Genomic DNA, 12777 nt, shown 5'->3' on the forward strand with positions numbered 1-12777 from the left:
GCTCCGTGCGTTCCGTACGCTCCGTGCGTCCAGTGCGCTTCATCGGTGCGTGGCCCTCCCCGTCGCGGCGCTCGCCCCCGGCACATGGGACACAGTGGCGGGGCGAGGTAAGCCACCGGTCCCGGCGGGGTGAGAGCCGGGTAAGAGGTCCGGCCCCGGCCCCCAGTCATCAGGTAGTACGTACAGAAGCGCTTGGCAGACTGGTGCCGTGCCCCACAATCTGCTGCTCGCCGAGGACGACCGCGCGATCCGCCACGCCCTGGAACGGGCCCTGAGCCTGGAGGGATACGAGGTCACCGCCGTCGCCGACGGTGTGCAGGCGCTCGCGCAGGCCCATCGCACGCCTCCTGACGTGCTCGTTCTCGATGTGATGATGCCCGGCATCGACGGCCTCCAGGTCTGTCGCGTCCTGCGTGCCGAGGGCAACCGCACCCCCATCCTGATGCTGACCGCGCTCGTCGAGACCGCGGACCGCATCGCGGGCCTGGATGCCGGCGCCGACGACTACGTGGTCAAGCCCTTCGACGTCGAGGAGGTCTTCGCCCGGCTCCGGGCCCTGCTCCGGCGCACGGGCGCCCCCGACGACGTACCCAGCGAACCGCAGCGCGCGCCCGATGGCCAGATCGCCGCCGCGGGCCTGCGCCTCGACCCGCAGGCCCGGCGGGTCTGGCGGGGCGCGCGGGAGATCGAGCTGACGCGCACCGAGTTCGACCTGCTGGAGCTGCTCGTCCGCAACGCGGGCATCGTTCTCGACCACACCACCATCTACGACCGCATCTGGGGATACGACTTCGGGCCAGGATCCAAGAACCTCGCCGTGTACGTCGGCTATCTGCGGCGCAAACTCGACGAGCCGGGAGGAGCGGCCGGTGCGGCCGGTGGGCCCGGTGCGGACGGTGTGTCCGGTTCGGCCGTCGTGCCCTCGGTGATCCACACCGTGCGGGGCGTGGGGTACGTGCTGAGGGAGGACTGAGTGCGGCCCACGGGCGTGCGGACCGGCCGGCCGGGCCGGTTCGGGCGGTGGGTGGCGCGGGCCCGGCTGACGTCGCTGCGGACCACCTTCACGGTGTCGTTCGCGGCCGTCGCGGCGGCCGTCACCGTCCTCGTCGGCTTCCTGTCGTACGACGCCGCCGCCCGGCTCGTGCGCGTGGACCAGCAGACCGTGTTCGAGGGCGTCGTGCAGGATCTGTTCGACGAGGTGCGCCGCAACCCGCTGGAGCCCGCGGACTTCGCCACCGCGGGCGCGGGCGGCGGGCCGCGCGACGAACTCGTCCGGCCCGGCGGCACGGTCGTCCAGGTCCTGGGTCCTGACGGATCCGTCGTCGACCGGGGCCGGACGCCGCTCCCCGTGGCCGCCGCCGACCGCCCGATCGCCGCCGCGCAGGCCGCCGGGCGGCTGGTGGAGCACCGGGACGTCGACGTCGGCGACGGCGTCTACCGCGTCGCGACCGTCTCGCTCGGCGGCGGGCGGGGCGCCGTACAGGTGGCGCAGGAGTTCAGCGGTACGGAGGATCTGCTGCGCGACCTCCAGCAGCGGACCGTGCTGCTGGTGGGCGCCGTGGTGCTCGCCGCCGGGCTCTTCGGCTGGTGGCTGGCCCGGCGCATCACCTCGCGGCTGGTGCGGCTCGCGGGCGCCGCCGAGGATGTGGCGCGCACCGGGCGGCTCGGCATCCAGGTGCCGGTCGCCGGGTACGACGAGGTGGCCCGGCTCGGCCGGTCCTTCGACCGCATGCTGGGCCGGCTCGCCCAGTCCGAGGACGACCAGCGGCGCCTCGTCCAGGACGCGGGACACGAGCTGCGTACGCCCCTGACCTCGCTGCGCACGAACATCTCGATCCTGCGCCGGATCGACGAACTGCCGCCCGCCGTCCGCGAGGAGCTGGTCGACGACCTCGCCCAGGAGTCCCGCGAGCTGACCGACCTGGTCAACGAGCTGGTCGCGCTGGCGGCCGGCCAGTCCGACACCGAGCCGCCGCGGCGGGTGGCGCTCGGCGACCTCGCGGACGACGTGGCGGTGGCGGCGCGCCGGCGCACGGGGCGGGCGGTGACGGTACGGGTCTCCGGGGACACGGTGGTCGACGGGCGGCCCGCGGCGCTCCAGCGGGCGATGTCCAACCTGGTGGACAACGCGGCGAAGTTCGACCGGGGCGGCAGCGGGCCGATCGACCTCGTCGTGACGCGCGCCGACCGTGACACCGTCCGGGTCGAGGTCCTGGACCGGGGGCCGGGTATCGCCCAGGAGGATCTCGACCGGGTCTTCGACCGCTTCTACCGCGCGCCGGACGCGCGCAGCCTGCCCGGTTCCGGGCTCGGCCTCTCGATCGTGCGCGAGGTCGCGTCCGCGCACGGGGGATCGCCGTTCGCCGTCCGCCGCGAGGGCGGCGGCTCGGTAACGGGCTTCACCGTCACCGTCACCGATACCGGCACCGGCACCGGCACCGGCCGGGCGGGGTGACGGGGCGCGCGGTCCGCATGGGGTGGTTGGGGCGGTTGGGTCCGACCGGTTTCATGGCCGTCGACCGACCGGGCCGCCGCCCTCGCGGTGGACGGCGAAGGGCCGACCAGCGGTCGTGGCCGGCGGCCGGCCGATCGGGGTCGTGACGGTCGGCGGCCGGACTCCTGGCCGTCGGCCGACGGGGCCGCCGTCGGCGGGCGGGCTCCTGGCCGTCGGCCGACCAGGGCCGTGGCTGTCGGTCGGCCGGTGCGGTGGCTGTCGGCCGGGGTCGTGGCCACGCCCTCGTCACCAGCCCTCGCGCAGGTCGTCGTCCTCGCCCTCCTCCAGGAGGGTCGCCGCCTCGCCCACGACCCTCGGATCCGGTTCCCCGACCACCTCGTGGTCCTTGTCCGTGTAGTCGAAGCGGGCCAGCACACTGCGCATGGCCTCGACGCGGGCCCGCTTCTTGTCGTTGCTCTTCACCACGGTCCACGGGGCCTGCTCGGTGTCCGTCTCGCGGAACATGGCCACCTTCGCGGCGGTGTAGTCGTCCCACAGGTCCAGCGAGGCGAGGTCCATCGGGCTGAGCTTCCACTGCCGTACGGGGTCGACCTGGCGGATCGTGAAACGGGTGCGCTGCTCGCCCTGCGACACCGAGAACCAGAACTTCACCAGGTCCACGCCGTCGTCGACGAGCATCCGCTCGAACCCGGGCGCCTGCCGCATGAAACGCCGGTACTCGTCGTCCGAGCAGAAGCCCATGACCCGCTCGACGCCCGCCCGGTTGTACCAGGACCTGTCGAAGAGCACGATCTCCCCGGCGGTCGGCAGATGCTCGACGTACCGCTGGAAGTACCACTGCCCGCGCTCGCGTTCGGTCGGCTTCTCCAAAGCCACCACCCGGGCGCCGCGCGGGTTGAGGTGCTCGGTGAAGCGTTTGATCGTGCCGCCCTTGCCGGCCGCGTCCCGCCCCTCGAAGACGACGACGAGCCGGCGCCCCGTCTCCTTGATCCAGCCCTGCAGCTTCAGCAGCTCGATCTGCTGCAGCCGCTTGTGCAGGTCGTACTCCGCGCGTTCCATGCGCTGCGCGTACGGGTAGTTCTCGCGCCAGGTGTCCACCGGGGTGCCGTCGGGGCGGATCAGCACCGGATCGTCGTGGTCGCTGTAGTCGACGCTCATGCCACTCAGCAGCTCGGTCATGTCTCTCCTCAGGAGGGCCGGTAAGGAGTGGGCATGTGTGCGATGAAAGCAAGCGGAGGCGTACGGACGGCGAAGTCCAGGTAAACGACCCGCGAGATTGTGGCAAGGGTGGTGGGGGAGCGGCGGTCGGTGCGAGGAGGCGGGGCGCACCGCGGGGGTGTCGCTGGGTACACCCCCCGATACGGGTTCTGCGCCCAATGTGCCCGTCTCCCCTTCTCCGTAGCGTCTTTCGCGGGGCACAGGCAGTGCCCGGCAGCGGGGGCACCGGCGGTGCCCGACACGGGGCGCGGACCGTGCCCGACGGAGGCTGATGACGATGTTTCGCCGAACCGGCACCGATCGACGTACGCACAGCAAGGGCGACCACGGCAAGGGTGCCCACGGCGCGGGCGGTCACGGCGCGGGCGCCGCCGACGTGGCCCTGCGGCTGGTCAAGGTCAGCAAGACGTACGGGAGCGACGACAGCGCCGTGACCGCCCTGGACGAGGTGACGCTCAGCCTGGCGCGCGGCACCTTCACCGCGGTGATGGGCCCCTCGGGCTCCGGCAAGTCCACGCTGCTGCAGTGCGCGGCGGGCCTCGACCGGCCCGACAGCGGCATCGTGACGGTCGACGGGGCGGAGATGACCGGCGGCACCGAGGCCGAACTGACGAAATTCCGGCGCAACCGGATCGGCTTCGTCTTCCAGCAGTACAACCTGCTCGACACGCTCACCGTGGCGCAGAACACGGTCCTGCCGCTGAAGCTCGCCCGGCGCAGGGTGAACCGGGACCGGGTGCGGGAGACCCTGACCGCCGTCGGTCTCGGCGACCGCCTCGGCCACCGGCCCGACCAGCTCTCCGGCGGCCAGCGCCAGCGCGTCGCCATCGCCCGCGCGCTGGTGACCGAGCCGAGCGTGATCTTCGCGGACGAGCCGACCGGCGCCCTGGACACCCGCAGCGCGCGGGACGTCCTGCGGCTTCTCCAGGACGCCGTACGCGTCCACGGCCGTACGGTCGTCATGGTCACCCACGACCCGGTGGCGGCCTCGTACGCCGACGCGGTGCTGTTCCTCGCGGACGGCCGGCTCGCGGGCGAGATGCGCCGGCCGACCGTGGACGCGGTGGCCGAGCGCCTCGCGCACCTCGGCGACGACGTGATGGCGGGGGCGTGAGCGCGATGTTCACCATGTTCACCCTGGCGATGCGTTCCGTACGGCAGCGTCCCGGGCGCTTCGCCGCGACCCTGCTGTCCGCCTTCCTGGGCGCGGCGATCATCATGACGTTCAACTCGATGCACGACACGGCCGGTGCGCCGGGTGTCGACTCCGTCAGCGCGAACACCCTGTCCACCGCGGCGGGTGTCGTCGGCGGCTACGGCACCCTCCTGGTGTTCTTCGCCGTCGCCTCCACCCTCACGGTGAACGTGCGCCAGCGCTCCGCCGAGATCGAGCTGCTGCGCTGCTCCGGGGCCACGCCCGCGCAGCTCAAGCGGATGGTCGTGGGGGAGGCGGTGGCCGTCGCCCTGGTGGGCGCGCTGCTCGCCGTCGGCCCCGCGATGCTCGGCGGGCGGGTGCTGCTCGACGTCTTCCAGGACAGCGGGCAGGTCGCCGAGTCCGTCGACCACACCTTCGGCCCCATCGCCCTGTTCTCCGGCCTCGACATCACGGTGCTCGCGGCGGCGGGAGCGGCGTTCCTCGCGGTGCGCCGGGCGACGAGCGGCCGGCGCCGGTCCCGGGGCAGGGGGCGCACGTTCCTCGTCCGCGGGTCCCTGGCCCTCGGCGGCCTGGCGATCTGCATCACCTTCGTCCTGTCCTCGACGGACGCCGCGCTGATGGCACCGCCCGCGTACGGCGCGATCCTGCTCTCGGTCGGCCTCGCGCTCCTGTCGCCGGGACTGCTGAGGTCGCTGCTCGGCCGGCTGCCACTGAGGGGGCCGAGCGGCTATCCCGCCGTACACGGCCTGCGGGCGCGCACGGCCGAACTGGCCGGTGTCATGGTGCCGTTGACCCTCTTCATCGGCATGGCCACGGCGACGCTCTACATGCAGGGCGTCGAGAACGACGCGATCGACGCGGCGGGCGTCCCCAAGTCGGTCGACGCGAAGAACCTCGAAACGCTCAACCTGACGGTCGTCGGCATCATCGTGGTCTTCTCCTGCATCATGCTGGTCAACTCCCTGTACGCGGCCACGACCTACCGGCGCAGGGAGTTCGGGCAGCAGCGGCTCGCGGGGGCGACTCCGGGGCAGGTCCTCGGCATGGTGGGCATCGAGTCGCTGGTCCTCACGGTGACGGGTGTCGTCCTCGGTACGGGGGCCGCGCTGGCCGGGATCGTCTCGTTCACGACGGTCCGCACGGACTCGGTCCTGCCGGACCGGGGGCTGGGGATCTGGCTCGGGGTCGTGGCGGTGGCGGTGGCGGCGACGATGGGGACGAGCTTGGTCACGGCTTGGCGGGTGGTGCGGACACCGGCGATCAGCGCGGTCGCGCTGGCCGCTTAGGGTGCGCTTCGAGAGTGCGGGTTCGTGGGGGCCGGCCGCGCCGTTCCCCGCGCCCCTAAAAGATTGCGCAGTTCCCCGCGCCCCCATCCGGGGGCGCGGGGAACTGCGCAATCTTTTGCGTCAGGTGCGGCGGGCGTGCAGGACTGTGCCGTCCAGGGGGAGCGGGGTGCGGTCCAGGAAGGTGAGGCCCGCCTCGGCGAACAGGCGGGCGTAGTGGTCGGCACCACGTTCCCGGCCACCCACGTTGCACATCATGTGCAGATCCCACGCCGTGGCCAGCGAGGCCGACCCGTCGACGGGCAGAACGCGTTCGACGACGAGCAGATCCGCGGCGACAGGCATCGCACGGGCGCAGTGCCGCAGGATCTCGCGGCAGCGGTCGTCGTCCCAGTCGTGCAGGACCCGGGACAGCACGTAGACGTCACAGCCCGCGGGCACGTCCGCGAAGTCGCCGGGCAGGAAGACGCACCGCTCCGCGTGACCGGCCCGGCCGAGAAGGTGCCGGGCGGTCTCGACGGTCTGCGGGCGCTCCAGCAGGACGCCGCGCAGGCGGGGGTGCGCGGACAGGATCCGGCCGAGCAGTTCCCCGTTGCCCCCGGCGATGTCGACCACGGTGGCGCCTTCGGGTGCCGCGGCGAGGACCGGGTGCGCGGGCAGCGGGTCGAACATCCGGGCACCGGCGGCCATCGACAGGTCGAAGAGTTCGGCGAGTTCGGGATCGCGGGCGAAGTGGTCGAAGTGGTTCTCGCCGAAGCGCTGCTCGAAGGCGACCTGTCCGGTGCGCACGGTGTGGTCGAGCCCGGCGAAGGACTCGTAGAACGGGCCCCCGTACATCAGCGCCAGCGGCCGCATCGACCCTTCGGCGTCCGTGCGCAGCAGCGCCCCGGTGTCCGTGAGGCGGAACCCGTCGCGGTCCTCGCTCACCACGCCGAGCATGGTGAGGTAGCGCAGCAGGGTGGCCAGGTTCGGCGCGAGGGCACCGACCTCCCGGGCCAGTTCCGCCAGGCCGGTGCCGCGCTCGCGGTCCATCGCGTCGGCCACCTCAAGGCGGGCGAACGCGGCGAGGGCCTGGGTCGTCCACGCCCCGGTCAGCAGCCGCAGCAGGGTCTCCGCGTGCTGCTGCCCCTGGTGGGCGTCGTCGAGGTGGGCGGCGAGGACGTCCCGGTGGTCGCCGGGGACGTACAGCTCCACGCGCCGGTAGCCGGCCTTGGCCTCGGCGGGCGCGGTGAAGTAGAACACCGTGCCGTCCTCGTGCGGGTTGTAGCCGCCGCCGTCAGGGGTGGCGCCGTACTGCCCGAACGCGGCGCACAGGCCGCGCAGCACCAGCGGGTCCGGTGCCTCGACCTCGAAGGCGACATGCGTCTCGCGCTGCCGCTCCCGCTCGTGCGCGGCGACCGTCGCGAGGTCCGACCCCGGTGGCACGGTCAGCGCGAACACCTCGACCGTGCGCCGCGCCCCGTCCGCGCACTCCACCGTGGGGCGCAGGATGCCGACTTGAAGGTCCGCCGGGGACCGGCCGTGCCGTACGGCGAGCCGTTCGCGTACGACGACGCTCGGCCGTGGTGGCGAGTCCGCGGCGAGCCCGCAGTCGGCGAGTGCGGCGTACAGCGCGGCCTCGTCGGGCGGGAAGACGAGCAGAGCCGCGTGCGAGAAGGCGCAGCGCTCCGCCAGGGCGCGCAGCTCCGGGCCGTCGAGCCCGGGGAGCAGCAGCGGGAGGAGGGTGGCGGTGTCCTGTTCCTTGACGAACTCGACCGTCTCGCGCAGGCGGGACATATCGCCCGACAATGCCGTGATCACTGCGGGTGGATCCTCATTCCGGGGTTCGGATGACTGCGTACGGATGGCTGTGTACGGGTGCCTGTGTACGGATGGCTGCTTGGGGACGACTGCGTACGGGCGTGAGCGGCTAGATGCCGACGTAGTGCTCGGCGAACCAGTCCTGCTGGCTGCGGGAGGTGCGCAGCGAGGTGAGGCGTGAGCGGCGCAGGGAGTTGTGGAACAGCGACTCGCCGTCCGCGCCGGACGGGCCGTGCAGCAGCCCGATCATCCAGTGCGAGAACTCCTGCGCGCGCCAGATGTGAGTCAGACAGCGCGCGGAGTAGGCGGCCAGGCCCGTGGGGTCGCCGAGCGCGAGGTCGTCGGTCAGGGCGTCGGCCAGGGCCGCGGCTTCGAGGACCGCGAGGTTGGCGCCCTTGGCGGCGGACGGGCTGATCAGTCCGGCGGCGTCACCGGCGAGGAACAGCGCGCCGTGGCGCAGCGGTTCGAGCACGTCGGACTCCAGGTCGACGACGGCCCGCTGCACCACACGCCCGCGGCGCAGCGGGCCGTACTCCGGCGCCCGCATCCGCAGTTCCAGTTCGTCCCAGATCCGTTCCTCGGACCAGGAGTCGGCCTGCATGCCCCGTTCGCACTGCAGGTAGTAGCGGGTGATCTCACTGGTACGGGCCATGTGTCCGGCGAACCCGCGCTCGTGGACCGCGTAGCCGACGGCGTCCAGGCTGGGCGGTGCCTCGGCGAGCAGGCCGAGCCAGGTCACGCCGTGGTCGCGGTGGTGGCGGACCGTGCCGGCGGGCAGGGAGCGCCGGGCCGCGCCGTGCCGTCCGTCGCAGCCGGCCACGTACCGGGCCCGCCAGCGCAGGGGCCGTCCGTCGGCCTCGCGCGCGGAGACCTCGGGCCGGCCGGTGTCGGCGCCGTGCACGGCCACCGCCTCGGTGCCGAACCGGATCTGTCCGCCGCGTTCGAGGTAGCGCGTCAACAGGTCGGACACCAGGTCCTGTTGGGGGTAGACGGTGTGCCGTTCCCGCTGCCCGAGCCCGCCGTAGTCCAGCCGGAACCGGCCGTCCCCGGTACGGAACTCGCAGACGCCGTGCGGCTGTCCGTGCCGGTGCAGCCCTTCGGCGAGGCCGTGCCGGTCCAGGGTCCGCACGGTGCCGGGCGCCAGGAAGCCGGCGCGCGCCCGGGTCCGTACGTGCGCGGGCTCGGCCCGTTCCAGGACCACGCAGTCGATGCCCCGGTCCAGCAGGATGTTGCCGAGCACGAGCCCGGCCGGTCCGGCCCCGAGGACGGCCACGTCGGTGGTGTGGCCGGTCGGTGCCGGTCGGTGCTTCCCGTCTGTCACGAAACCAGATATTAAGCAGGTCAAAACCGGTCAGTGCACCTGATTCACCCGAATGCGCCGATCGAACGGCAAAGCGGGCGGGGGGTGTTCGTTTTTGGGGTGGGCTCGGTGCGTCGGCGTGGGCTCAGTGCGTCGGGGTGGGCTCGGTGCGTTGAGGGTGCGGCCCGGTGGGGGCTGGTCGCGCAGTTCCCCGCGCCCCTTGCGAGGGCTGTGCCCTCAGGACAAGCGAAAGGACTGCGCCGTTCCCCGCGCCCCTTGCGAGGGCTGAAGTCGGGTGGATGTGCCGCTCAGGGCCAGACCAGGCAGTACGGCTGGTGGCCTGCCTCGTGGAGGCGGTGGCTGAAGTCCTGCCATTCGTGGAGGAGTTGGTACACGTTGTACGCGTCGCGGGGGCCGCCGCGGTCCGGGACCGTCGACCAGATGAAGGCTGCCGCGCCCACGGCCTCCTCGCCTATGCCGCGCAGCGGGTCGACGACCGTCATGGGGAGCCTGACGACGGCGTAGTCCGGGTGGAGGACGACCAGTTCGAGCGGGGGCACCTTGTGCAGGGGTATGCCCTCGATGCCGGTCAGAACCATCGCGGCCATCGTCTCCGGCTTGATCTTCGTGAACATGCCGTTCATACCGAGCTCGTCGCCGCCGAGCTCCTCCGGGCGCATGGAGATGGGGACACGGGCGGCGGTCGCGCCGTCCGGTGCCCCGAAGTATTTGTAGGTCACCCCCACCCGGCCACCATTCCCGCTGCTTCCTGGCCTGAGCTGGTCTGCCCCGCGGTCCGTGTAGTCCATACCGTCCATACGCGCGGACGGGTCGATCCGCTCAGGTTCGCCCTGCGATCCCTGTGTCTGCCGTGCCTCGGCCGCTTCCGCCTCGCGCCGGTGCTTCCCCCGCCGGGCACGCCGAGGGCCGAGGTCATCGGTCCCCTCGCCCAGTCCGCCACCGCGATGCATATCTCCACCCGACTGCTTTTCTAGGGTGCGCGACCCCCGCCACGCAACCCGATCATCGTGACAGTGACCTCCCCCACGGCCGCACGCCGAAACGTGCGTTGAAACACCTGTCCGCAGGATCTTCGCAGCCTCTGACACCATGGTCCGTGTGAGCTATCCGTACGAAGCCCCAGTTTCGCAGACTCTTTTCGACCGTGCGGCGGCCGTGACGCCCGGCGGCGTGAACTCTCCCGTCCGCGCGTTCCGCGCCGTGGGCGGTACGCCCCGGTTCATGGTGTCCGGTAACGGTCCATACCTGACCGATGCCGACGGGAGGGAGTACGTCGACCTCGTTTGTTCCTGGGGACCGATGATCCTCGGCCACTCCCACCCCGAGGTGATCGCGGCCGTCCAGGACGCCGTCTCCCGCGGTACCTCCTTCGGTACGCCGGGTGAGGGCGAGGTCGCGCTCGCCGAGGAGATCGTCGCCCGGGTCGAGCCCGTCGAGCAGGTCCGGCTGGTGTCCAGCGGCACCGAGGCGACCATGTCCGCCATCCGTCTCGCGCGCGGGTTCACCGGGCGCGCCAAGGTCGTGAAGTTCGCCGGCTGCTACCACGGGCATGTGGACGCTCTGCTGGCCGCCGCAGGCAGTGGCCTGGCCACCTTCGCGCTTCCCGACACCCCCGGCGTCACCGGCGCCCAGGCCGGCGACACGATCGTCCTGCCGTACAACGACCTCGACGCCGTGCGCGAGGCCTTCCGCGCGCACCCCGGCGAGATCGCCTGTGTCATCACCGAGGCCTCGCCCGGCAACATGGGGGTCGTGCCGCCGCTGCCCGGCTTCAACCAGGGACTCAAGGACGCCTGCGCGGCGGACGGCGCCCTGTACATCTCCGACGAGGTCATGACCGGCTTCCGTACGAGCCGGGCCGGCTGGTACGGGGTCGACGGCGTCGCGCCCGACCTGATGACCTTCGGCAAGGTCATGGGCGGCGGCTTCCCCGCCGCGGCCTTCGGCGGGCGGGCGGACGTGATGGGGCACCTCGCGCCCGTCGGCCCCGTCTACCAGGCCGGCACGCTGTCCGGGAACCCGGTCGCGACAGCCGCGGGCCTCGCGCAGCTGCGGCTGCTCGACGACGCCGCGTACACCCGGCTCGACGCGGTCTCCGGGCAGATCCGTACGCTCGTCACGGACGCCCTCACCAAGGAAGGTGTGGTGCACACCCTGCAGAACGCGTCCACCATGTTCTCCGTCTTCTTCAAGGGGGAGGACGTACGTAACTACGAGGACGCGAAGACGCAGGAGTCGTACCGCTTCAACGCCTTCTTCCACTCGATGCTGGCGCAGGGCGTCTACCTGCCGCCGTCGTCGTTCGAGTCCTGGTTCGTGTCGACGGCGCACGACGACCGGGCGGTACAGCGGATCGCCGACGCCGTTCCGGCGGCGGCACGGGCAGCAGCGGAGGCCACGGCAGCATGAGTGACATCACCGTCGTACACGTGATGCGGCACGGCGAGGTCGAGAACCCGGACGGGCTGCTCTACGGGCGGCTGCCCGGGTATCACCTGTCCGAGCTGGGGCAGCGGATGGCCGAGCGGGTCGCCGAGCACCTCGCTCCGCGTGACATCACGCACGTCGTCTCCTCGCCGCTGGAGCGGGCCCGGGAGACGGCCACGCCGGTCGCCGAGTCGCACGGGCTCGATCTCGCGACCGACGCGCGGCTCATCGAGGCGGAGAACGTCTTCCAGGGCAAGACCTTCGGGGTCGGGGACGGGGCGCTGCGCAACCCCGAGAACTGGAAGCACCTGGTCAACCCGTTCAAGCCGTCCTGGGGCGAGCCGTACCTGGAGCAGGTCGTACGGATGATGGGGGCGCTGGACGCCGCGAAGGACGCGGCGCGGGGGCATGAGGCCGTGGTGGTCAGCCATCAGCTGCCCATCTGGATGCTGCGGTCCTTCGTGGAGCGGCGGCGGTTGTGGCACGACCCGCGTAAGCGGCAGTGCACGCTGGCGTCGTTGACGACGTTCACGTACCGGGGCGACAAGATCGTGTCCGTGGGGTACACGGAGCCGGCGCGGGATCTTGTGCCCGCGCATCTCCTTGCAGGGGCGAAGCCGGTGAAGGGCAAGTCGAAGGCGTTCGGAGCGTAGCTTTCGGCTCCGCGCCGTTCGTGTGCATGGTGCGGGCCGGTGGGGGTTGCCCGCGCAGTTCCCCGCGCCCCTGAGAGGCGGGGCTGCGCCCTGGCCTCCACCGGCCTGCTTGTTCTCGTAGTGCGGCCCGGTGGGGGTTGCCCGCGCAGTTCCCCGCGCCCCTCAGGACCGGGCCCGCCTTTGAGGGGCGCGGGGAACGGCGCGGGTGACCCCCACCGGCCGTCAGTCGAATAGCCGCCCCTGCCACCTTCCCCCCCAGGGGCGCGGGGAACTGCGCGGCCAACCCCCGTCGGCCCGCAGACGGGCAACGCGCACACCCAGCGGAGCGAACCGGTTCCCGGGCTGTCGTCACAACTTCGCCATCGGATAGTCACCGAAATATCTGAGTGTGCGGGGGAACCCCCTTCTTCGTCGTGCCCTCTAACTACGTGTCCAGATTGCTTGGGCGCCGAGCACGACGAATG

General features: G+C 72.2%; 10 protein-coding genes. 6 read left to right on the top strand and 4 right to left on the bottom strand.

Annotated elements, in window-relative coordinates; genetic code table 11:
* The first annotated feature begins 208 nt into the window (after positions 1-208).
* Complete coding sequence (locus C6Y14_RS34600) at positions 209-973, top strand: response regulator transcription factor (RefSeq protein ID WP_107020844.1); 765 nt, start codon at positions 209-211, stop codon at positions 971-973.
* Positions 974-2455 carry a sensor histidine kinase gene (locus C6Y14_RS34605; protein ID WP_404828865.1) on the top strand — a complete coding sequence of 494 codons (1482 nt, stop codon included), beginning with the start codon at positions 974-976 and terminating at the stop codon, positions 2453-2455.
* 285 nt (positions 2456-2740) lie between these two features.
* Here C6Y14_RS34605 and ppk2 read toward each other — a convergent pair whose 3' ends face one another.
* The gene (ppk2, locus tag C6Y14_RS34610; RefSeq protein ID WP_107020845.1) at positions 2741-3634 is read right to left on the bottom strand and encodes a polyphosphate kinase 2; all 894 of its coding nucleotides are present in this window, start codon (positions 3632-3634) and stop codon (positions 2741-2743) included.
* Positions 3635-3944: 310 nt separating this feature from the next.
* Between ppk2 and C6Y14_RS34615 the strand changes: the two genes are divergently transcribed.
* Both C6Y14_RS34615 and C6Y14_RS34620 read left to right on the top strand, forming a co-directional pair.
* Positions 3945-4787 (top strand): ABC transporter ATP-binding protein, encoded by an 843-nt coding sequence (locus C6Y14_RS34615; protein WP_225891427.1) that lies wholly within the window; start codon positions 3945-3947, stop codon positions 4785-4787.
* A gap of 14 nt (positions 4788-4801) precedes the next feature.
* Entirely contained in the window at positions 4802-6115 is a 1314-nt protein-coding gene (locus C6Y14_RS34620; protein ID WP_107021000.1) for an ABC transporter permease, read from the top strand.
* A gap of 120 nt (positions 6116-6235) precedes the next feature.
* Here the strand turns inward: C6Y14_RS34620 and C6Y14_RS34625 are convergent, their stop codons facing one another.
* From C6Y14_RS34625 to C6Y14_RS34635, 3 genes are all read right to left on the bottom strand, one after another.
* Positions 6236-7888: a methyltransferase gene (locus C6Y14_RS34625; RefSeq protein WP_225891428.1), complete on the bottom strand. Its 1653-nt coding sequence runs from the start codon at positions 7886-7888 to the stop codon at positions 6236-6238.
* Between the two features lie 133 nt (positions 7889-8021).
* Positions 8022-9185: a 4-hydroxybenzoate 3-monooxygenase gene (locus C6Y14_RS34630; protein WP_107021001.1), complete on the bottom strand. Its 1164-nt coding sequence runs from the start codon at positions 9183-9185 to the stop codon at positions 8022-8024.
* A gap of 335 nt (positions 9186-9520) precedes the next feature.
* A complete protein-coding gene (locus tag C6Y14_RS34635; protein WP_199854965.1) occupies positions 9521-10183 on the bottom strand; it encodes a hypothetical protein in 663 nt (220 codons plus the stop codon).
* Positions 10184-10322: 139 nt separating this feature from the next.
* Here C6Y14_RS34635 and hemL point away from each other — a divergent pair, with 139 nt between their 5' ends.
* Together hemL and C6Y14_RS34650 are read left to right on the top strand one after the other, a co-directional pair.
* Positions 10323-11642, top strand: a complete 1320-nt coding sequence (gene hemL, locus C6Y14_RS34645; protein ID WP_107020847.1) for a glutamate-1-semialdehyde 2,1-aminomutase — start codon at positions 10323-10325, stop codon at positions 11640-11642.
* Positions 11639-12313, top strand: coding sequence for a histidine phosphatase family protein (locus C6Y14_RS34650; RefSeq protein WP_107020848.1), 675 nt, complete (start codon positions 11639-11641; stop codon positions 12311-12313). The genes hemL and C6Y14_RS34650 overlap by 4 nt, the downstream gene beginning before the upstream one ends.
* Positions 12314-12777 lie beyond the last annotated feature (464 nt).

The sequence above is a fragment of the Streptomyces dioscori genome, assembly GCF_003024195.1.
In the GTDB taxonomy this organism is placed as follows: Bacteria; Actinomycetota; Actinomycetes; order Streptomycetales; family Streptomycetaceae; genus Streptomyces; species Streptomyces dioscori.